Below are 21,335 nucleotides of genomic sequence, written 5' to 3'. Positions count from 1 at the left end.
TTGTATAGAAGAAATGAAAATTTGTATCCATCCATATGGTTGGGGAGGTTACCAACCAAAAAGAATATAAGGTGATATGATGGAAAGATTCGTTTGGAAACCTAATATGTCTCTAGAGACTCCTTTGTATAAACAAATAGAAACGTATATAAAAGAAAGAATCGTTAATGGTGAATGGACTGTTGGGACGAAATTACCTTCACAAAGAGATTTGGCGCATACATTTGGTGTGAACCGGAGTACAATTGTAATGGCTTTCGATGAACTAGTGGCAAAGGGGTACATTGAAGGGAATGGCAGGAAAGGAACAATTGTTGTAAATAATAATGAGAATACCTCAACGTACGCACCCCCGCCTAATTGGCAGTCTTATGTAGAAACAGGACTTCATTATCCGAATCTGCCTGCTATTCAAGAGATTAACCAAGCTGAATTTTATCCGCATGTAATTCGTTTAGGAACAGGTGAGCTCGCGCCAAGTCTTTTGCCTGAAAAAAAGATGAAAGATATTATGAATAAGCTTTTAGCATCAAAGGTGACGCTTGGTTATGAAGAGCCGAAAGGAAATCTCTCTTTAAGGGAGAAGATTGCGGACTATTTAAAAGGACATGGTATTTATGTAACTCCTGATTCTATATTAATTGTTTCAGGAGCAATTCAAGCATTGCAACTTATTTCTATGGGGCTTCTTCCAAAAGGGGCATCCATTTTATTAGAAAAACCATCCTATTTATATTCGCTTAATGTTTTTCAATCAGCAGGAATGCGTTTCATTGGAATACCAATGGATGAGAACGGTTTACATGCATCATATATTACAAAATATAAGAAGCAATTTAATGCATCTATTTTATATACAATCCCGTCTTTTCATAATCCGACGAACTTTAGTATGAATGCGAAGAAACGAATAGAAGTGCTGGAAATATGTAACGAAATTGGATTGCCTATTATAGAGGACGCGGTATATCAAGACTTATGGTTTGATGAGCCTGTTTCAAAGCCTTTAAAAGCATATGATAAAAACGGAATTGTACTACATATCGGGAGTATGTCTAAAGTTATTAGCCCAGGATTAAGAATTGGATGGATTGTTGGATCTGAGCCTGTTATTCAAAGATTGGCAGACATAAAAATGCAAACAGATTATGGTTCAAGTTCTATTTCTCAGCAAATTGCAGCGGAATGGTTTACAAATGGATTGTATGATGAACATTTACAGTTTGTAAGAATTAAATTGAAAAAACGCAGAGATTTTATGCTACAAATGTTAGAGAAATATTGTCATGATATAGCAACATGGTATGAACCGACAGGTGGTTTTTATGTTTGGTTACATATGAATGTACCCGTTTCAAACCGTAGCTTATTTGACAAAGCTTTGAAAGAAAAGATTTTATTAAACCCAGGTACTTTGTATGATAGAAGTGCAAACCAATTTTTGCGCCTATCATATTCATACGCAACGTTAGAAGAAATGGAAATAGGTATAAAAAAACTTGCACAACTAATGAAAAAGTAAGAGGAGAAAGTAATGAAACAATATGTAATTTGCCAAATTATCAATGGAGAAAAATATTTAGCTGCATATGCGGAGACAAAGCAGGATGCAATTGAAAAAGCAGAATTGTTAGGATTACGAACGGGAAATCGATACACAGTTATTACTGCGGAGGAAGCGGAAGGGTTAACGTATCCATAAGCAATGTATAATAATTTATGCAGGAAGTAAATAAGCCTAGTAATATATGATATTACTAGGCTTATTTTTTTTGAAAGCGTTATGTGTTCTCGTATGAAAAATAATAGTATTATGAGTCAAGTTGACGGAAATACCGATTTGTTTTTCGGTCTTGATTTCCATTTCTATATTCATCAATATATTGTCTGAAGTTCCAAGATTGTAAAAACTTATTTGCGGCGTTATAGCCAGAATTGTAAAGCCACTCTTTTTCTTCCTTTGTTAACTCAAAGTTTGTACTTGTAATGGATCCCGTTGGAATTGTAATTGTTCTTGCTTTTGATTCCTTATCTAAATGACGTAAATCGTGGGCTTGCATCATTGTTTTAAATAGTCCTTTGAACATAGAGATAGGCTCGTTATAGTGGGCAGGATCAGCTTGAATCTCATCTTTTACAAAGTGAAATCCAAAAGTCGGCCAGCGAGGAGAGTTAGGTGAGTCGAAAATCCAAATTGGGTAATTGCTTAAAATCCCTCCATCAATCATATAACAAGGTTGCTTCCATTTTGGAGTTCTCCATTTTACTGGTTCAAAGAAGAAGGGGATTGTACTACTCATTCTTACAGCTTTAGCAATAGAGAAGCGATAATTTAAAAATCCGTAGTTTGGTAAGTCATCAGGAAAGATAACCATTTTACCATTACTTATATCAGAAGCGATGATTTTAAGCTTATTTAAATCAGGTAAATCTGTAAATAAGTGAACTCCTTTTTTTCGAAGTAATTCTTCAATCCATTCTTCTATAAAAATATTAGAGTAAATACCAAGAGTAGTCCATGCGCTTAATCCTTTTCCAATAAACGGGATTCTGTCAACAAAGGTTCTCTTCGTAAATTTATTATAATCAATGTCAGTTATAATCGTTTTTAGTTCTGAGCAAGAGTATCCTGCTGCTAGGAGCGCAGCGATAATCGAACCAGCTGATGTGCCAGCTACACGTTCCCATTCATAGCCTTTTTCAGCTAACGCGCAAATTGCCCCGACATGCGCAATTCCGCGTACACCGCCTCCTTCAAAAACACCATCAATTTTCATTAATCATACTTCCTTTCGAATAAAAGATTTGAAAATGGCAAAAAAGCACGTATTGTACGTGCTTTTTTACAATAGTTTTTAAATTTACTAGCAGCCTACAAAGCCACCCCAACAGCTAGCTCCGATGATGATTAGAAGGATAAATAAAACGATTAATAAAGCGAAACCTCCATAACCACATCCACCACAACTACCGCCGTAACCGTAACCGCCGCAACTATATCCGTAACCCATGTGGAATTCCTCCTTAAATTAAAAATAAAAATGAACGAGGGGAAAATGTACTGGAAGAAATAATGAACTATCGTGTTTGTAGGAACAATGTATACTATGCTTTTTTATACTTGTTCGCGTATGGAGGAAGAGCCCGTTTTTTGGGAGGCTTGTTGTTTTTACAAAGAATGGAGTATAATCTTTGTGCGATGATACAAATAAGTATGTAAATATAAGGAGAATTTATGAATAATAAAATTGAAGTATTAATTGATAAATATGGGCTGACACATTTAAAAGAGGAACTTATTCATACTGTATTTCCTTGTGTAAAAGTTGTGCCAAAGCAGGAGAAAACAGTTGCGAAAGGTAGTTCGAAAATGGGAGGAGTTCCTGATTTACCAGCTTCATTTGAATATCCAATGTATAAAGGAAATCCGTTACAATTTATCGCTCAATTTAATTTAAATGATTTACAAAATGTTGGTATAGATCACAATCTTCCTAAGACAGGGATGTTATATTTCTTTAGCATTGAAAATTACTTTGAAGAAGATGTGAATCCAACTGAAGCGGGGCGTGTGCTTTATTATGATGTTCCTGTAGAGCAATTACGAAGAGCAGATGAATTGCAAACGAATTATAACCAGTGTGCAACTACTTTTGAACTAACGTATAAATTGCCAGAGCTTTTTATTGAAGATGAGGCTGATTCAGATCGTTTCTTGCAATTACTTGAAGAGCTAATCCCAGACAACTACGATAACCATCAAATGTTTGGCGAGCCATTCTCTGTACAAGATGAGGTATTGTACGAGACTGGACAATATATGGACATAGACCCGCAGCAAATGACGCTTTTATTCCAAATTGATTCAGATACTAAAAATTGTAATATGATGTGGGGAGATTTAGGGATGCTTTATTTCTGTATTGGAAATGAAGACTTGAAAAATCGACGTTTTGAAAATACATGCTGTGTATTACAAACTTGTTAATGAAAAAGGTTGTTCTTGTAAAAAGAACAACCTTTTTACAATGTTAAATATGCATAATCTCATATGACCTATACGAAAAAGTATTGTATACTCTGAAACTATACGATACTTTTTCGTATAGTTATAGAATGTAAGGAGTGACGAGATGGGAAAGACAAGTAAGTATGTGACAGCTGCCGCACTTTGTTCAACTATAGTAATGGGGGGCTTACACGCGTCATCTGTATCTTATGCAGCTACGAATCCAACTGTAGCGACATCACAATCAGATGTAAAGTTGTTAAATGATTTCAGAAAAGAATTAAAAAAACAGATTGATAATCGAGAAGAAAATATTACAATCACATATAAAACAAAAGATAGAAATGCTAGAAATATTATGGACCAATTGTATGGTGAATTTAATAAAATTGTAGATGCAGATGAGTATGTAAAATATAATGTAGCGTCTACTAGATATTCTATTAAAGGGTTACCAGGAAACTATACGTTTACACTGCAAGTGAAATACCGTGAATCAAAAGAGCAAACACAATATGTAAAATCTCAGGCAAAAGCAATTATCGGTTCAATTGTAAAACCAGGGATGGATGAGAATGAGAAAGTAAAAGCTATTCATGATTACGTTGTAAAACACGTATCTTATGATACGTCTTATCAAGCGTACACAGCATATGAAGCGTTAGCGAACCGTTCTGCCGTTTGCCAAGGATATACGTTATTAACGTATGAATTGCTAAAAGAAGCGGGTATCCAAAATCATATTGTAACAGGTACAGGAAATGGACAAGCTCACGCATGGAATTTAGTAAACATTGAAAACAAGTGGTATCATCTTGATACGACATTTGACGATCCAGTGCCAGATAAAGCTGGGCGCGTAACATATTCATATTTTAATATGTCTGATGAGCAATTAAGTAAAGATCATGAATGGGATCGTAGTAAATATCCAGCAGCAACTACAAGTTATTTTGGTGAATTAACAAACAAAATAAAAGCTGGTAGTTCGAAAACTCCCGTATACGAGCAAATGTTAAAAGATACGAATTTAAAATATTTATCAGCACAATATGGGGCTGAAAATTATAATGAATTTAAGCAAAAGTTGCAGCAACAATTCGCTTCTAAGCCAGAAAAAGTAGAAGTACGATATAAGCAGTCTATGGATGGAACAATGCAAGATATAAAAAAAGTGTTAAATGAAATAAATTGGCCAAAAGGTGCCAAGCGTGTATCTTATCAAGTAGCACCATATAGTGCAATGGCAGATTATTCATTAGCGACAATTACATTTACGTATTAAGTAATAAAGGAGAGCATCTTGTAAAAGGTGCTCTTTTTATTATGTATCACTTCAAAAAACAGAATTGTGTGATAAAATTATAAAGGAAGGATGTGGAAACTAAATGAACTTGTTCGAAAGTAATATGTTTACATTGATATATGTTTGTTTAGTAATCGGACTTATCGTTTTGTTTTTCCTATCATTTACTTTGTTTATTAGAAGATTATTGCAAAAGAGCGCTGCAAAAAAACAACAAGTGATGCATATGAATCAGAAGCTAGATCGAATTATTGAATTGCTTGAAAAAGATAAGAAATAGCGATAGAAGATGTATGAAAAGGAGAAGCGGATGGCTAATTATATAAAAGAATTACGTGAAAAAGTAGGGCACGACTGTGTTCTCATAAACTTTGCGGGTGGTTGTGTGTTGAATGAACATGGAGAAGTATTACTGCAAAAAAGAGGTGATTTTAACGCTTGGGGATTTCCTGGCGGTGCAATGGAAATCGGGGAATCTGCCGCAGAAACTGCGATTCGAGAAATAAAGGAAGAAACAGGTTATGATGTAGAAATAAATGAGCTTATCGGAGTGTATACAAAATATTTTCAAACATATCCAAATGGAGACAGAGCTCAGTCCATTTTAATATTCTTTTCATTCTCAATTATCGGAGGAGAGAAAAAAGTAGACGGTGATGAAACCTTGGATTTGAAGTTTTTCCCGCTAAACAAAATGCCACCATTGTTTAATCAACAACATGAGGATTGTTTGCAGGACTTACTAGAGAAAAGAGTAGGGATGTATCGTTAATATAAAAAAAGAAGCTATTGGGATTAGCTTCTTTTTTTATATTGTATTTATTTCCACCAATCATCAAACATTGATGCTGGAACTTGTCTCTTATGTTCACTTACTTTGTAACGCTTCTCAATCTTCTCAGCAACATCAGCTGGAACTGCTTTACCTTCTAAATAGTCATCTAATTGATCATACGTAATACCTAACTCTGTTTCATCAGCTTGACCTGGTTTTTCATCTAATAAATCAGCTGTTGGCATTTTTAAGTAAAGTCGCTCGTCCGCACCTAATTCTTGTAATAGAGCGCGTCCTTGACGTTTTGTTAATCCAGTTAATGGTAATAGGTCTGCACCACCATCTCCGAATTTTGTGAAGAAGCCCGTTACAGCCTCTGCAGCGTGATCTGTTCCAATCACAAGTAATCCTTGTTGACCGCCGATTGCGTACTGCGTAACCATACGAATACGTGCTTTCACGTTACCTTTATTGAAATCAGTTAATGATTCACCCAATAAGTTTTCGTATTGATTTGAGAAAGCATCAACTGTTGAAGCGATATCAAATGCAACAGATTGATCCGCTTGAATAAATTGTAATGCTAATTGCGCATCATCTTCATCTTTTTGCACTTTATAAGGTAGGCGCACAGCGATAAACGTTGCGTTACCACCTTCATTACGAATTTCCTCCACTGCAAGCTGAGCTAAACGTCCAGCTAATGTAGAGTCTTGTCCGCCACTAATTCCAAGTACAAATCCTTTCGCACCCGTTTTTTTTACATAATCTTTTAAGAAATCAACACGTTTACGGATTTCTGCTTTCGGATCAATTACAGGCTGAACATGTAATGCTGCCATAATCTGTTCTTGTAATGTCATTATGTTTCCTCCTATTCGTATTAAAGCGGTAAATAAGTTTATATGTATATTGGTACATACTTCTATCCTTTATTATTTCGCAAAACTAACGAATATACAATAGGATGCGTGTATGAATATGAATGTAGTCATTATAATGAAACTGCTTCGTTTAAGCAATTTTTTTGAAACCTTTCAATAATGTAAGGTTTTTGTCATTTGAATCGATGGAAGGTATTTCCGTACTTTACTAATATAAGAACATAGTTAGTAGAAGGGCGGAGAAGTAATATGAATATTAGAGAACTCGCATATCGGAATGTGACGCGAAATAGACGAACATATTCAGCGTATTTTTTAAGTAGTGCATTTGCTATTATGGCCTTTTTTGTGTATTCATTTTTTGCGTTTCATCCGGCATTAAGTGCTGGAGAATTGGGCCAGTACGTGTTCGTAAGTATGTCTTTTGCACAGTCCATTATTTACTTATTTACATTTTTCTTTATTTTATATTCGATGGGAATGTTTTTAAAAACGAGAAAGCGTGAATTAGGAATTTTAATGATGTTAGGTATGACGAAATATCAATTAAAGCGTCTTATCTTCTTTGAAAATATTATGATTGGGATAGGGGCAATTGTTTTTGGAATTCTTGCAGGAATGTTATTTTCTGGAATGTTAATATTTGTAGCTCCGATGATATTAAAATTAGATATTTCCTTAGCCTATTACATACCAATGAAAGCAATTATTGTAACGAGTATTATGTTTTTCATATTATTTATAATTATTTCATTGTTTAGTGCAGGAATGATTCAAAAAAATAAAATTATGAAATTGTTTAGAGGGTCAGCAGAAGCGAAGCCGGAACCGAAAGCATCTATTATTTCTTCCATATTAGCGGTCATATTGCTTAGTGCCGGATATGCAGGAGCGCTTATGTCACACGGCGCAATGGTATTTATCATGATGATTCCAGTTACAACGGTAGTCATTATTGGTACGTACTTGCTGTACAAGCAGTTGAGTGTCTTTATTATTAGACTATGTAAAAAAAGTAAACGTTTCTATTGGACACAGACAAATATTATTACTTTGTCAGATTTAGCTTACCGTATGAGAGATAACGCAAGAATGTTCTTTATTGTAACCATTATTTCAACTGTAGCGTTTTCAGCAATAGGTACATTAGTTGGTTTCGCATCAATGATGAAAGGAATTATGGAGAGACCAATTGCGTTTCAATATCACTCTAAGCAAGGAAATAGTAATGAATTACAGCATTTGAAGATGATTGATGAAGGATTAAAGAAACATAGTATAGCAGCTTCTAAAACTACTATTTCAACGAAAAAGGCGGAGGAGCAGCCGTTAAGAAGCGCCATTTTCATAAAAGAATCAGATTATGAGGAATATGCGAAATTAACAGGAGAACCATTTCAAACTGTAGCAAATAAAGAAGCTTTATTTTTGTTTGTCGATATACCAGGACCACCAATGAAAGAAAGAAAAGAAATTACTTTACCACATTTGAACGATCCTTTAAAAGTGAAAAAAGTTAATACTTCTTCATTAAGTAAAATACTAAGAGGTAACGTTTATGTAATCTCTAAAAATCAATATGATGCATTACAAGATGGATTTAAAGAGGAAAAAGATTATGTGTACAAAACAGAAGGAACGAAAGATGAAATTGAGGTTGGTAAAGAACTTACTCATCAGATGAAGCCTTATGAAGAACATGCAACGTTTAGTGCAGAAGAGTACGAACAAAACCAAAGTTTACAAATCGCAGGACCAATTTTATTTGTAGGTTTCTTTATTGGTATTGTATTTTTCGTATGCGCAGGAAGCTTCCTTTACTTCCGTTTGTTTTCTGACTTGGAGGATGATACTCGTTTGTTTGAAATGATTCGAAAAGTAGGATTAACGAGTGGGGAATTATCGAAAGTGGTTACAATTCGATTGGCACTTTTATTCTTCGTTCCAATAGGTGTTGCAACATTACATGGGGCAGTAGCGTTAACTGCACTGGGACAGATGTTTGAGTACTCATTATTTAAAGAAAATATGATTGTATTAAGTATTTTCGTAGGAATTCAAGTTGTATATTTCTTACTGATACAATCTCGTTATTTAAAACAATTGAAAGAGAGATTACGTATTCGTTAAATGTGTTTTTTTAACTTGAGTACAAAAATTTCTAAAAAGAGGCAGGTATTACCAAAAAGTGATAAAATGGAAAGAGCGAGGTGGAAAAAATAATAGAAAGTAAGGGGGGGAGTAATATGAAAGCAACAGGAATTATTCGAAAAGTAGACGAATTAGGACGAATTGTTATTCCTAAAGAGTTACGAGAAGTATTAGGGATCCAAATCAAATCACCACTTGAAATTTTCGTAGAAGCAGATAAAGTCATTTTACAAAAATATCAACCTTACAATGCTTGTCAAATAACAGGTGATGTTTCAGATCAAAACATATCATTAGCAAATGGAAACATTACTGTTAGTATAGATGGAGCGAAACATTTAATAAAAGAAATAGAGAAGTTTTTAAACAAGAGTGAGGTTTAGTCTTAATTTATATTATTTTTTAAATTTCATATCATTCTTTAAAAACTATAAAAGGACCATTAAATTGGTCCTTTTATTTTGGTTATTAGTTGTACCAATCGGATTTTTGGTGCTTAAAAATTACGAGATAAATCAAAGAGTAGTATAAAATTAGTAAGCTATATTGAGAAATATTTTTAAGGAAGGAAAAAGAAACAAATAAAACGAATGTTACATTTAAACGTTTTCAAAAGTGGTCTGAAATGAAAATAATATATTTTCAGGAGGGATTACGATGAGGAACAGTAGTACAGCGAATAAACAAAAAGGTATACAATTGATTCCTTTTACAGTAGACAAGGTGATTGAACAAGTAAATGAAATTCCACCAGGTGTACAACTCATCCATGCTCCACAAGTATGGGAGAAGAGTGCGAAAGGAAAAGATATTGTCGTTGCCGTATTAGATACAGGGTGTGATATGAATCATATAGATTTAAAGGATCGCATTATCGGCGGAAGAAATTTCACGAAAGATTACGAAGGGGATCCAAATGTTTATCTTGATAACAACGGACATGGTACTCATGTAGCGGGGACAATTGCAGCGACTGAAAATGGTGTCGGTGTTTTAGGAGTGGCACCACTTGCTAAAATGTTAGTGTTAAAGGTTTTAGCGGGAGATGGTTCTGGGAGTTATGAGCAAATTATTGAGGCAATTCATTATGCTGTAAATTGGAGAGGGCCTAATAAAGAAAGAGTTAGAGTCATTTCCATGTCACTTGGTGGCCCGCAAGACGTTCCGGAATTACATGAAGCAATTCAAAATGCGGTAAGACATGATGTTCTCGTTGTATGTGCTGCTGGAAATAATGGAGATTGCGATGATAACACGGAGGAGCTAGACTTCCCAGGTGCTTATTCTGAGGTAATTGAAGTTGGTGCTGTTAATTTAGAACGGAAAATCGCATGTTTTAGTAATTCAAATCAAGAAATCGATTTAGTGGCGCCAGGCGATGGAATATTATCTACGTATCCTGAAGGGAAATATGCTGTATTAAGTGGTACTTCTATGGCGACACCGCATGTTGCTGGAGCGCTGGCCTTACTCATTAAGCAGTGTGAGAGAGAATATGGTAGAAAGTTATCAGAGCCAGAAATATATGCACAACTTATTAAAAGAACTGTACCTTTAGGGTATGAACGTACATCTGAAGGTAATGGATTAATAGATTTATTAAAAGAATAGCAAATACTAAAAAAACATCTCCTATTCATAGGAGATGTTTTTTTAGTATGGTTTTGTTGCATGTACTGGGGAATCTAGTATTTAATTTTTTTTTACGAAATGTATATTAGGCTGGTGGTTATCCCGTACGTCTGTCCATAAAATTATAAAAGGTGCATGGAACTGGCATCGCAACAACATAAACCGCTATAAGGCTAGAGGAGGTATACACTGATGATATATCAAGCTATTCAGCAGTTAATTGATCGTGCAATTGAAATTCAATTGATTGAACAAGAAGATGCAATATATGCAAGGAATAAAATCCTTTCCTTACTTCGTTTAGATGATTTTGTAGTGGAAGCGTCAGCGCCCGCAAAGAAAGCAATTTCGGAGTTATTGGAAGAGTTAATTGAATATGCTTGCATGCATAAAGTCATTGAGGGAGTACTGGACGAGAAGGAGATTTTAGCAAGTGCAATTATGGATGTTTTTATGTCCAAACCGTCAGTTATCAATATATTATTTTCTGAAAAATACGAACAAAGTCCGAAGGCTGCGACAGATTATTTCTATGAATTAAGTAAAAACAGCGACTATATCCAAATGAAGCAAATTGCCAAAAATATAAATTATAAAGTAAATACGGAATATGGTGCCATTGATATAACGATTAACTTATCAAAACCGGAAAAAGACCCGAAACAAATTGCTAGAGAAAGAGTGTTGGAAAGTACAAATTATCCAAAATGTTTACTCTGTATAGAGAATGAAGGATATAGGGGCAGAATTGGACACCCTGCACGATCGAATCATCGTATGATTCGTATGAACCTTACAGATGAAAGCTGGTTTCTACAGTATTCTCCGTATATATACTTTAATGAACACTGTATTGTATTGTCCTCAGAACACCGGGATATGAAAATTGACCGTCAAACATTTTTACGTTTGTTAAAATTCGTAGAAAAATTCCCACATTATTTCCTTGGTTCCAATGCAGATTTGCCAATTGTAGGAGGGTCTATTCTAACACATGACCACTATCAAGGTGGAAACTATGAATTTGCTATGGCAAATGCATCAAACGACCTAATTTTTGAACTCACCAACTTTCCAGAAATGCAATGTTCTGTTATTAAATGGCCTATGTCAGTTATTCGCTTAAGAAGTAACGACATAGAACAAATAGTAAATGCAGGGGAGTACATATTAGAGAGGTGGAAGGGGTATAGTGATCCATCTGTAAATACATTTGCATTTACGAATGATGTTCCACATAATACGATTACGCCGATTGCTCGTTACCGGAATAGTATGTACGAATTGGATCTTGTTTTGCGGAACAATCGTACAAGTGACGAACATCCACTAGGTATTTTTCACCCTCATGCGGAAATACAGCATATTAAAAAGGAAAATATCGGTCTGATTGAAGTAATGGGATTAGCTGTACTTCCTGCGCGTTTAAAAACAGAACTTCAGGAAGTGGAAAAATTTTTACTTAACATTCCAAGCGATATTCCAACGCCTCATATACGATGGGCAGAACAATTAAAAATAAAATATGACAATCGAATACATGAACAAAATGTACAGGGGATAGTAAGAGAAGAATTAGGACGTAAATTTATACAGGCGCTTGAAGATGCTGGTGTTTTTAAACGAGACGACGAAGGGATATCGGCGTTTAAACGTTTTATTCAGACCTTAAATTAGGAATGGACTTAGTAGTTATAGTGATTACAAAATGACCTAATTATATGATAAGGGAGGTAATAATATGGAGGAGTGTGAGCATAAGCAACTACAGGAATTGAAACAGGTAGGTGGCCCTATATTAATGGTTTGTATAAAATGTAATCAAATTATTAAAGTAAAAAAGAATTAAACGCATGTATTCCTAGTGTGTGATGAACAAAGTCCTCATTGATTAAAGTTTTACTGTATGAAAAGAATAGAAAAAACTAAAAAAACATCCCATATTCATGTGGGATGTTTTTTTAGTATGGTTCTGTCGCATGTATTACGACATCTAATAAACCGGGGAATCTAGCATTTAAGTCATCTTCACGAATTGAAATGAAACGTTGTGTGCCTTCAAGGCGTGTATACATAACACCGGATTCACGTAAAACCTTGAAATGGTGAGATAAAGTTGATTTCGCAATTGGAATGTTTAACGCACCACAAGATTGTTCATTTTTCTCTAGTAGCATAGTTACAATTTGTAAACGAATTTGATCGCTAAGTGCGTATAAGACAGAAGAGAATTGAATTTCTTCTCGATTTGGATGATAGAGAGTACGCATTTTTTCACCTGCTTGTATAAGTTCATATATTTGCACTATAACATACAAAGTGGTATATTTCTATTGTTCGAATATATTCGAACAATAGAAATATAGGGGGAGAAAAAATGAATTATACAAAATTGCAAAAGGCAGGACCTAATATTTCAAAGTTGGGGCTAGGAACAAACGCTGTAGGGGGACATAATTTATATGCTGATGTGAATGAGGGAGAAGGAAAACAATTAATTGAAGAAGCTATTCAGCAAGGGATTACATTTTTTGATACAGCAGATTCATACGGATTCGGTAGATCAGAGGAATTGGTAGGGGAAGTATTGAAAGGAAAACGCCACGAAGTTGTACTTGCTACAAAAGGTGGAATACAGCCGTTATTAAATGGAGAAGTTTATATTAATAATGAACCAAGCTATTTAAGAAATGCTGTGGAAAATAGCTTAAGAAGATTACAGACTGATTATATTGATTTATATTACTTACATTTTTACAAATCCTGAAACAAGTTACATAGATTCAATTGGAGAGCTTAATCGCCTAAAAGAAGAAGGGAAAATTCGTTCAATTGGAATATCTAACGTTAATGTAGAGCAATTAAAAGAAGCGAATCAGCACGGACATATAGATGTTGTACAATCACCATATAATATGTTAGATCGTAATGCTGGGGAAGAACTTTTGCCGTATTGTATAGAACCAAGTATTTCATTTATTCCGTATGGGCCTCTTGCCTTTGGGATACTAGGTGGAAAATATACAGAAGATTTCAAATTGAACGAAGGGGATTGGCGTCAAAGTGTAAATCTCTTCGAAGAAAATACATACAAAAGTAACTTTAAGAAAGTAGAAATGTTAAAAGGCTTAGCTAAAGAAATGAATCTTGAAGTATCGCATTTAGCTTTAGCGTGGCTTCTAAACAAAAAAGGAATTGATACTGTTATTCCTGGTGGGAAACGAGCGGAGCAAATAAGAGAAAGTGTAAGAGCGGTGGAAGTTTCATTGAATGAAAAGGTTATGAAAGAGATTGAATCTATTTTAGAAGCTTAGTTGAAAAGAGGGGGAGTTCCCTCTTTTTATATAAAAGGAGAAGATTTAAATGAAAAGAGTACTAGCTGTATTCTTTACGATAATGTTTATGATTGGTACAGATACTTTCTTAATTTCACCACTTTTACCGACATTACAACAGGTATATCATGTTTCAACTGAGTTGTCAGGGTGGATGGTAAGTTCATATGCTTTAGGATACGCTGGATTTGCACTTATTGCTGGTCCTATATCAGATGGCTTAAACAGAAAAAAAGTGATGGTAATAGGAATGAGTTTTTTTGCGTTAAGTACGTTTTTATGTGGAATGGCACCGGGTTTTCTATGGATGCTAGCATTTAGATTTTTAGCAGGTGTAAGTGCAGCCTTTGTATCTCCACAAGTGTGGGCATCTATTCCGCTCCTTATAGAGAAGGAGCAAATTGTAAAGGCGATTGGGATTGCAACAGCAGGGTTATCAATCTCTCAAATTTTAGGTCTACCAGTAGGGTCGTATTTAGCAATGATACACTATACTACACCATTCTTCGTCATTGGTATATTATCAGCACTACTTGTCATTCTTATTTATGTAGTATTACCAGAAATACAACCGGTTCATATAGGTGGAAATAAAACAAATATCTTAAAACGCTATAAACAATTACTTACAGATTCAAAGGTTTCACTTTCTTATTTTGCATATTTTGTTTTTCAAACTGGTAATTTTGCTGCATTTTCATTCTTTGGCGTATGGCTTTCCATTCAATTTGGCTTACAAATTCATGAAATAGGAACAGCTATGCTCATATTAGGATTAGGGAATTTAACTGGGAATATTTTTGGTCCTAGAATCGTAAATAAAATTGGTTATAACCTTTCTTTCTATGGCGGCATTCTATTTACAGCAGTGCTATATGTATTACTTCCTCATGTAAAGAACATTATATTTGTGGAGTTATTATTCTTTGTTTTATTTTTTGTGACAGGAATTTTGTTTGTATTGATGATGAGGCACTTACAAAACATGTCCAGTGTAGCAAGAGGAACAGGAGCAGCTCTTGCTAATGCTTCGATGTATATTGGTCAAATGATAGGAGCGGCAATAGCAGGACTGCTATTTGCTGCATCTCACAATTTTATATTTGTAGGTAGTTTTACTGCTTTCCTATATGTAGTCGCTTTATTATTGTTTAGAAAAAGTGAAAAACTTACTGAAAATCATGAAACAGGAATTGCGTCATAAAGCCTGTTCAAATAAAAAATAGCTGTATTTCTTCGGTTGAGGTGACATCAAATAAAACGAGTACAAGAAGTGCAGTTAGTGTAGCAATGAAAATGTCAGTTGAAAACCAAATATGAAATATATTAAATCAATATTAGAAGAGTAATAATACACGAAGTAGTTTTTAAGTGCAGAAGCTACAGAAAGTAGAGAAATAGTGTATAGGCATTGTAACAAAGTTATGGAGAATCCAAAAATAAAAATCCCTACAGAGATAGGGATTTATATATCGGCATATAGTTCCTTGGAAAAGGATATACTTAGTATAACATATAGGACTACTTATATTTGTGAAGTAGATGTGAAAGTAATGTGAAAAATGCTGGAAGAAAAACACTATTTAAATAGAGGATAATGTAGATAAGAGTATGGATTTTACAAAAAAATCATGTTATATTTCTACTTATCTGTTAAAAATTACATAGTTTTATTTTATTGGGGATAAAAGGGGAGAGATTTACATGCAATGGTATTTGAAAGCTCTAAAGAATTATGGGAATTTTAGTGGTAGAGCTACACGAAAAGAGTACTGGATTTTTAGTTTATCCAATATCGTAATTTTTTGGCTACTGTTGTTTTTATCATCATTTTCAGAGGTGTTAGTTGCTATTATTGCGCTGCTATTTATGTTAGTAATGATTATACCAAGTTTTTCGATTGGCGCACGTCGGTTACATGATATTGGGAAAACAGGATGGTGGCAATTATTAAATTTTGTACCATTTGGTAGCGTTGTTTTACTTGTATTTTTTATCATTGAAAGTGAAGAAAATGACAATCAATACGGACCAAATCCGCATACAAAGTTAAAAGAAGCGATTTAATAAACTTATTTCGTTTATAGCATTACTAGTTCAACAAATTTTGCTTAATTTATCTATTCTTAAAATGGTTTACATGAGGTTATATGATTAGGTTGATCTAAGCCAATATGACTTTTGGAGCAGTAAAAATGGGAAGAATAAAAGCAGAGTGAAAGTATTATGGTAAGAAAAAATTTCAAAAAGAAAAGCACTGTTTTAGCTAATGTAGCTAAAACAGTGCTTTTCTTTTTGATTGAACAGTTGCTGCATTTTCATCATGTATGCCTGCATCTTTAATAATTCGTTGTTTTGCTTTATTTAATAGATGGTTTACTGCTTCACCAAAATAGTTAGCTTCGCTTTTTGTGCGGGCTTCTCGTAAACATTTATAGTTTTCTAGCAGTTCCTCTTTTTCAGTGTTTGTTAAGAAATCTTCTACTTTCTTTTTTGTCATACGAAACACCCTTTCTTCTGACAAACGACGCAATAGAAAATATTTATTTTTCATTATAACAATAATTTTTAAAGAAAGTATAGATTAACGTCGTAATAATTTGTCAATTTCTTGAATCTTTTCATCAGCTTTCCCGATTTGCGTGTTTTTAGCCTGCTCACCACCAAGCGCTTGGTGGAGTAAGAAAGTCTGACCAGAAATAGCAGTCACAATGGATACTTTAATAATTTCTTTTATTAAGGTGACATCGAATAAAACGAGTCCAAGAAGTGCAGCTAGGCTGCCAGTGAAAATATCAGTCAAAAACCCAAAGTGAAAAAAAGTTTTCAAACGGCGTGGAAGCAATAACTTACCTTGGTTATTGATTAGATGGGAAACGAAACCAGTAATGCCACCAACGAGTACAGCAGTTAGCCATTGATACATTTCCATCGAATCCACTCCTTTTAGTGAATAAGATTCGATCATTTTATATTGATTCCTTTTAATATTTCATATAAGCACATTGAGAAAGTTTGTTTGGGTGTATCACCTATTCAATTTAATTATAACAGAAAAATCTGATATATTTCAGTCTATTATTTGAAGCGTATATCCATTAATGTGAATACAGAAAGGGGTGCGTGATATGAATATAGATTATCGAATAAGAAGTGTAGATGGTTATACAAAAAATATAGGGGAATTAGTAAGCATGCTGGAGCATACGAGGGCTGTAACATTACAGGAAATAAACGATCTATCAGTTGAGCAATTAGATTCAATTATGCCAAGTGGAGGGAATTCCATCGGAGCTTTATTAAAGCATATTGCAGCTATTGAAAAAGCACATCAGCTGATTTCATTTCAAGAGCGTGACTTTACAAAAGAAGAATTAGAAATATGGGAAGACGCACTGTATTTAGGGGAATCGGGGAGAACGATTCGTGGACATAACATACAGTATTATGTACAACTTCTACAAAGTGTTCGAAAAGAATCTCTGAAGTATTTGAGTGAACAAGATGATGAATGGCTTATGTCAGAAAGAAAGTGGCCTAACGGTGTAGCGCATAATCAGCACTACCTTTGGTTTCATGTGCTAGAAGATGAGATTAGTCACCGTGGACAAATTAGAATGATGAAAAATAAATTATTTGAAAATTATGTTAAATAAAGTAGCTTTTTAAATAAATATTCCATATAATGAGAGTAATTAAAATGAGAACGGGGTGATGTATTATGGCGAAAATAACTTATATAAATAATAAACCAAATACAAAGGTGGATGGAAAGGGCGAGACTATATAAGTGAGCGCACGATCCTTCCACTTAGCTTAAACTAGGGAGGATATCAATTTGAATCAAAATATTTTAGAATCGTTCGGCTGGGATTCCTTTTTTGAGGAACAAGCTGTAGAGAACTTTGAAGTAGGACGTATTTTACTTGAGCATAAGCATCTATATCGAATTATTTGTAATGATGGTGAATATATGGCAGAACTGTCTGGAAAATTTCGACATGAAGCAGTAACGAAGGGAGATTATCCAGCGGTTGGTGATTGGGTGTATATAAAGAAAATAGAGAATGAAAAGAAAGCAATTATTCATCGCATTTTTCAGCGAAGAAGTTCTTTTTCTAGACAAGAGGCTGGTAATCGAACGGAAGAACAAGTAATAGCTGCAAATGTAGATTATCTATTTTTAGTGAATGCACTTAACCATGATTTTAACGTAAGAAGAATAGAACGTTATTTACTATTAGCGTATGAAAGCGGTGCAATGCCTATTATTGTCTTAACAAAGAGTAGCTTATGTGAAGACGTGGAACAGAAAATTGTTGAAACGGAAGCGGTGGCAATTGGTGTTCCGATCTTTGTCGTTGATAGTTTGGAGCATGCTGGTATTGAATCGTTGCAGCAATTTGTTTCTTCAGGAAAAACAATTGCTTTAGTCGGGTCATCGGGGGTTGGGAAATCCACTTTGTTAAATGCACTTATAGGAATTGAAGTAGCAAAAACAGGAGATATTCGTGAGGAAGATAGTAAAGGAAGGCATACGACAACTCATCGTGAATTGTTCCGATTACCGAGTGGTAGTTTAGTTATTGATACTCCGGGTATGAGGGAGCTGCAGCTTTGGGAAGGAAGCGATGCAATTCAAACAACATTTTCTGATATTGAAGAACTAGCAAAAACGTGCCGTTTTAGGGACTGTAAGCATGAAAATGAGCCAGGGTGTGCAGTGCATAATGCAATTGATAACGGAATTATTACGATACATCGTTTGCAAAGCTATAAAAAATTACAAAGAGAACTGGCGTATTTTATGAGAAAACAAGATGCTATTCTTGCAAGAGCAGAGCGTGATAAGTGGAAAAAGATTTCTAAACAGCATAAAAAAATGTAAAAAGCCAAAGGGTGGTTCCCTTTGGCTTTTTGTAATTGTAAATTTTATAATAATATTATTCATATATATAGACAAAGGGAACTTAATTGTTTAAACTTTACAAAGTATTCATCATAATAGGTTATGGAAATAATAATTAGGGAATGGGAAATATTTATAATTTACTAGATTTAACTTTTGAAATTGAAAAGCAGGAGGTTTGTAATGGGTAGACTATTAAATTGGTTTCGTAATATGAAAGTAGCAAAAAAACTACTAATTTCATTTTTTGTCATTTTAATTGCGGCTGTCTCTATTATCGGAGGCATGTCTTATCAAACGGCTAAAAAGAATTTTGAATCACAAATTACGAGCAGTGCTCACGACAATATAAAAATATTAGATAATTTAATCAATCAAATGATTGAGGCGAAATTTAATGATGTGAATAATTTTGCACGGGTGATTCAAGGTAATATGTATCAAGGGGATAATCAAGATGAATTAAGAAAAATGTTATCTCAATATATCAATTTGAATAAAGATGTTGAACAAGTATACGCTGCTGGGAATGATAAGAAATTTGTGCAGGAACCAAATATACAAATGGCAGCAGACTATGATCCAACAGAACGTTCTTGGTATAAAGATGCAGTGGCCAAACAAGGTGGTATTGTAATTACTGAGCCGTATAAGGCGCAAGGAAATGGACATATTGTCGTAACGATTGCAAAACAAACAGAAGATAAAAACGGTGTTGTAGCGATAGATTTAAGTTTAGATAATTTATTAAAAACAACAAAGTTAATCAATATTGGTAAAAAAGGATATGCTTTCATTTTAGATGGGAAACAAAAAATAATTGCACATCCTCAAGAAAAATCAGGAGAAAAAGCAGCTGATTCTTGGGCGAAGAAAATTTATGAAGATAATCATGGCGCTTTTTCATATACGTATGACGGTAGCGAAAAACAAATGGTATTTGCTACAAATGTAAAAACAGGTTGGAAAATCGGCGGGACGATGTACTCAAATGAAGTAATTGAAGCTGCACAGCCTGTATTTTATAATATGTTAATTGTTATGTTCATTGCATTAGTTATAGGCGGGGCACTTATTTATTTTGTGACACTTTCTATAACGAAGCCATTAAAAAGATTAGTTGCGACTTCTAAAGAAATAAGTGAGGGAGATTTAACGCAAACAATCGATATTCATTCTAATGATGAAATTGGCCAACTTGCAAAAGGATTTAATGAGATGACAGATGCATTGCGAACGTTAATTGGAAGAATTAATACTTCGGCTGGACATGTTGCAGCAGCATCAGAAGAGCTAACAGCAAGTGTAAGACAGGCCAGTGAAGCGACTGAGCAAATTACGATGGCAATGGATGAAATATCGAGTGGGGCAACAACGCAAACAACAAGTGTAGAAAATGGTGCAATGTTACTATTTGACGTAACAGAAGGAATTCAGCATGTAGCAAATAGTTCATCATCGATTAATAAGGCTTCTGCTCATACTCGTGAAAAAGCAGAAGATGGTGGAAAACTCGTCGGAAAAACAGTAAATCAAATGCAATCTATTGCAGAATCTGTTTCACAATCAGATGAAGTTATACAGTTACTAAATAATAAATCAAAACAAATTGGTGACATACTAGAAGTAATTCAAAATATTGCAGATCAAACAAATCTTCTAGCTTTGAATGCAGCAATTGAAGCTGCAAGAGCAGGAGAGCATGGAAGAGGATTTGCAATTGTTGCAGATGAAGTACGTAAATTGGCGGAGAAGTCTAGCGTTTCTTCTAGTGAAATTAGTAAATTAATATGTGAAATACAAGATGACATGAGTAAGACAGTAAAATCTATGGGGCATGTAAATGAAGAAGTTCAATCTGGACTTGTTATTGCGAATGAAACGAAGCAAAACTTTACTGAGATTTTACAATCTACAAATGAAATTGCGAATCAAATTAAAACGATGGTTGAAACGGCTAACGGGATGTCAAAAGGTGCCAATGAAGTGTCTATTTCGGTAGGTCAAATTGCAATGACAGCGCAGAATAATGCGACGAGTACTCAAAACGTTGCAGCATCAGCAGAAGAACAACTAGCGTCCATTGAGGAGATTAGTTCTGCGGCTGGTACATTATCTCAAATGGCTGAAGAGTTACAAGGGTTAATTGAAAGATTTAAAGTTTAACAGAGGACAGGCTATCTTCAAAATAGCAGTATGCTATTGGAGTAGTCTGTTTTTATTATGTAAAATTAAATGGGGATGGAGAGTATCTTTATGATATGTAAAGGTATATTTTGTATAATATTTGTCGAAAAATAGAGGTATTTGTTAACTTTGTGTATAATTATAATC

21 protein-coding genes and 1 pseudogene are annotated in these 21,335 nt (G+C 34.3%); 16 read left to right on the top strand and 6 right to left on the bottom strand.

The features are described from left to right. Positions 1-79: 79 nt before the first annotated feature. Positions 80-1,522 carry an aminotransferase-like domain-containing protein gene (locus tag ACXY7N_RS03045; protein ID WP_016088271.1) on the top strand — a complete coding sequence of 481 codons (1,443 nt, stop codon included), beginning with the start codon at positions 80-82 and terminating at the stop codon, positions 1,520-1,522. Positions 1,523-1,534: 12 nt separating this feature from the next. Then, on the top strand, positions 1,535-1,702 hold the full coding sequence (locus ACXY7N_RS03040; RefSeq protein ID WP_016088270.1) for a DUF3933 family protein: 168 nt from the start codon (positions 1,535-1,537) through the stop codon (positions 1,700-1,702). A 109-nt stretch (positions 1,703-1,811) separates the two neighbouring features. Here the strand turns inward: ACXY7N_RS03040 and ACXY7N_RS03035 are convergent, their stop codons facing one another. Together ACXY7N_RS03035 and ACXY7N_RS03030 are read right to left on the bottom strand one after the other, a co-directional pair. Beyond that, the gene (locus ACXY7N_RS03035) at positions 1,812-2,777 is read right to left on the bottom strand and encodes a patatin-like phospholipase family protein (protein ID WP_016088269.1); all 966 of its coding nucleotides are present in this window, start codon (positions 2,775-2,777) and stop codon (positions 1,812-1,814) included. A gap of 87 nt (positions 2,778-2,864) precedes the next feature. Continuing rightward, complete coding sequence (locus ACXY7N_RS03030) at positions 2,865-3,011, bottom strand: YjcZ family sporulation protein (protein WP_000540425.1); 147 nt, start codon at positions 3,009-3,011, stop codon at positions 2,865-2,867. A 224-nt stretch (positions 3,012-3,235) separates the two neighbouring features. On the opposite strand from ACXY7N_RS03030, the gene ACXY7N_RS03025 reads away from it, so the two are divergent. From ACXY7N_RS03025 to ACXY7N_RS03010, 4 genes are all read left to right on the top strand, one after another. Further along, the gene (locus ACXY7N_RS03025) at positions 3,236-3,988 is read left to right on the top strand and encodes a YwqG family protein (protein WP_016088268.1); all 753 of its coding nucleotides are present in this window, start codon (positions 3,236-3,238) and stop codon (positions 3,986-3,988) included. Positions 3,989-4,133: 145 nt separating this feature from the next. Beyond that, positions 4,134-5,294, top strand: a complete 1,161-nt coding sequence (locus ACXY7N_RS03020) for a transglutaminase domain-containing protein (RefSeq protein ID WP_016088267.1) — start codon at positions 4,134-4,136, stop codon at positions 5,292-5,294. 103 nt (positions 5,295-5,397) lie between these two features. Further along, the gene (locus ACXY7N_RS03015) at positions 5,398-5,595 is read left to right on the top strand and encodes a DUF4083 domain-containing protein (protein WP_088083619.1); all 198 of its coding nucleotides are present in this window, start codon (positions 5,398-5,400) and stop codon (positions 5,593-5,595) included. 30 nt (positions 5,596-5,625) lie between these two features. Continuing rightward, complete coding sequence (locus ACXY7N_RS03010; protein WP_016088265.1) at positions 5,626-6,087, top strand: NUDIX hydrolase; 462 nt, start codon at positions 5,626-5,628, stop codon at positions 6,085-6,087. A 47-nt stretch (positions 6,088-6,134) separates the two neighbouring features. Here ACXY7N_RS03010 and nadE read toward each other — a convergent pair whose 3' ends face one another. Beyond that, positions 6,135-6,953: an NAD(+) synthase gene (gene nadE, locus ACXY7N_RS03005; RefSeq protein ID WP_016088264.1), complete on the bottom strand. Its 819-nt coding sequence runs from the start codon at positions 6,951-6,953 to the stop codon at positions 6,135-6,137. A 270-nt stretch (positions 6,954-7,223) separates the two neighbouring features. On the opposite strand from nadE, the gene ACXY7N_RS03000 reads away from it, so the two are divergent. From ACXY7N_RS03000 to galT, 4 genes are all read left to right on the top strand, one after another. Further along, on the top strand, positions 7,224-9,104 hold the full coding sequence (locus tag ACXY7N_RS03000; RefSeq protein ID WP_016088263.1) for an ABC transporter permease: 1,881 nt from the start codon (positions 7,224-7,226) through the stop codon (positions 9,102-9,104). Positions 9,105-9,220: 116 nt separating this feature from the next. Then, positions 9,221-9,508, top strand: a complete 288-nt coding sequence (locus ACXY7N_RS02995; protein ID WP_000648283.1) for an AbrB/MazE/SpoVT family DNA-binding domain-containing protein — start codon at positions 9,221-9,223, stop codon at positions 9,506-9,508. A 274-nt stretch (positions 9,509-9,782) separates the two neighbouring features. Further along, on the top strand, positions 9,783-10,736 hold the full coding sequence (locus tag ACXY7N_RS02990) for a serine protease (protein ID WP_001246218.1): 954 nt from the start codon (positions 9,783-9,785) through the stop codon (positions 10,734-10,736). 213 nt (positions 10,737-10,949) lie between these two features. After that, positions 10,950-12,434, top strand: coding sequence for a UDP-glucose--hexose-1-phosphate uridylyltransferase (gene galT / locus ACXY7N_RS02985; RefSeq protein WP_016088262.1), 1,485 nt, complete (start codon positions 10,950-10,952; stop codon positions 12,432-12,434). Positions 12,435-12,718: 284 nt separating this feature from the next. Here galT and ACXY7N_RS02980 read toward each other — a convergent pair whose 3' ends face one another. Continuing rightward, positions 12,719-13,027, bottom strand: coding sequence for an ArsR/SmtB family transcription factor (locus tag ACXY7N_RS02980; RefSeq protein WP_001259916.1), 309 nt, complete (start codon positions 13,025-13,027; stop codon positions 12,719-12,721). A gap of 107 nt (positions 13,028-13,134) precedes the next feature. Between ACXY7N_RS02980 and ACXY7N_RS02975 the strand changes: the two are divergent. The 3 genes and pseudogenes from ACXY7N_RS02975 (at position 13,135) to ACXY7N_RS02965 (ending at position 16,159) form a co-directional block, all read left to right on the top strand. Next, positions 13,135-14,071 (top strand): annotated as a pseudogene (locus ACXY7N_RS02975) (aldo/keto reductase). A gap of 49 nt (positions 14,072-14,120) precedes the next feature. After that, complete coding sequence (locus ACXY7N_RS02970) at positions 14,121-15,296, top strand: MFS transporter (protein WP_016134213.1); 1,176 nt, start codon at positions 14,121-14,123, stop codon at positions 15,294-15,296. 500 nt (positions 15,297-15,796) lie between these two features. Continuing rightward, the gene (locus ACXY7N_RS02965) at positions 15,797-16,159 is read left to right on the top strand and encodes a DUF805 domain-containing protein (protein WP_016088259.1); all 363 of its coding nucleotides are present in this window, start codon (positions 15,797-15,799) and stop codon (positions 16,157-16,159) included. A gap of 208 nt (positions 16,160-16,367) precedes the next feature. Here ACXY7N_RS02965 and ACXY7N_RS02960 read toward each other — a convergent pair whose 3' ends face one another. Together ACXY7N_RS02960 and ACXY7N_RS02955 are read right to left on the bottom strand one after the other, a co-directional pair. Next, a complete protein-coding gene (locus ACXY7N_RS02960; protein WP_000162691.1) occupies positions 16,368-16,592 on the bottom strand; it encodes a hypothetical protein in 225 nt (74 codons plus the stop codon). An 84-nt stretch (positions 16,593-16,676) separates the two neighbouring features. Continuing rightward, positions 16,677-17,024, bottom strand: a complete 348-nt coding sequence (locus ACXY7N_RS02955) for a DUF4257 domain-containing protein (protein WP_000426320.1) — start codon at positions 17,022-17,024, stop codon at positions 16,677-16,679. Between the two features lie 196 nt (positions 17,025-17,220). Here ACXY7N_RS02955 and ACXY7N_RS02950 point away from each other — a divergent pair, with 196 nt between their 5' ends. From ACXY7N_RS02950 to ACXY7N_RS02940, 3 genes are all read left to right on the top strand, one after another. Then, entirely contained in the window at positions 17,221-17,748 is a 528-nt protein-coding gene (locus ACXY7N_RS02950) for a DinB family protein (protein ID WP_016088257.1), read from the top strand. Positions 17,749-17,930: 182 nt separating this feature from the next. Then, on the top strand, positions 17,931-18,980 hold the full coding sequence (gene rsgA, locus ACXY7N_RS02945; protein ID WP_016088256.1) for a ribosome small subunit-dependent GTPase A: 1,050 nt from the start codon (positions 17,931-17,933) through the stop codon (positions 18,978-18,980). A gap of 204 nt (positions 18,981-19,184) precedes the next feature. Then, complete coding sequence (locus ACXY7N_RS02940; RefSeq protein WP_016134217.1) at positions 19,185-21,167, top strand: HAMP domain-containing methyl-accepting chemotaxis protein; 1,983 nt, start codon at positions 19,185-19,187, stop codon at positions 21,165-21,167. Positions 21,168-21,335 lie beyond the last annotated feature (168 nt).

It is taken from the genome of Bacillus sp. 5w2, assembly GCF_054353775.1.
Note: the sequence above shows the minus strand (reverse complement) of the source record. Positions and strands in the feature narration are given on the sequence as shown.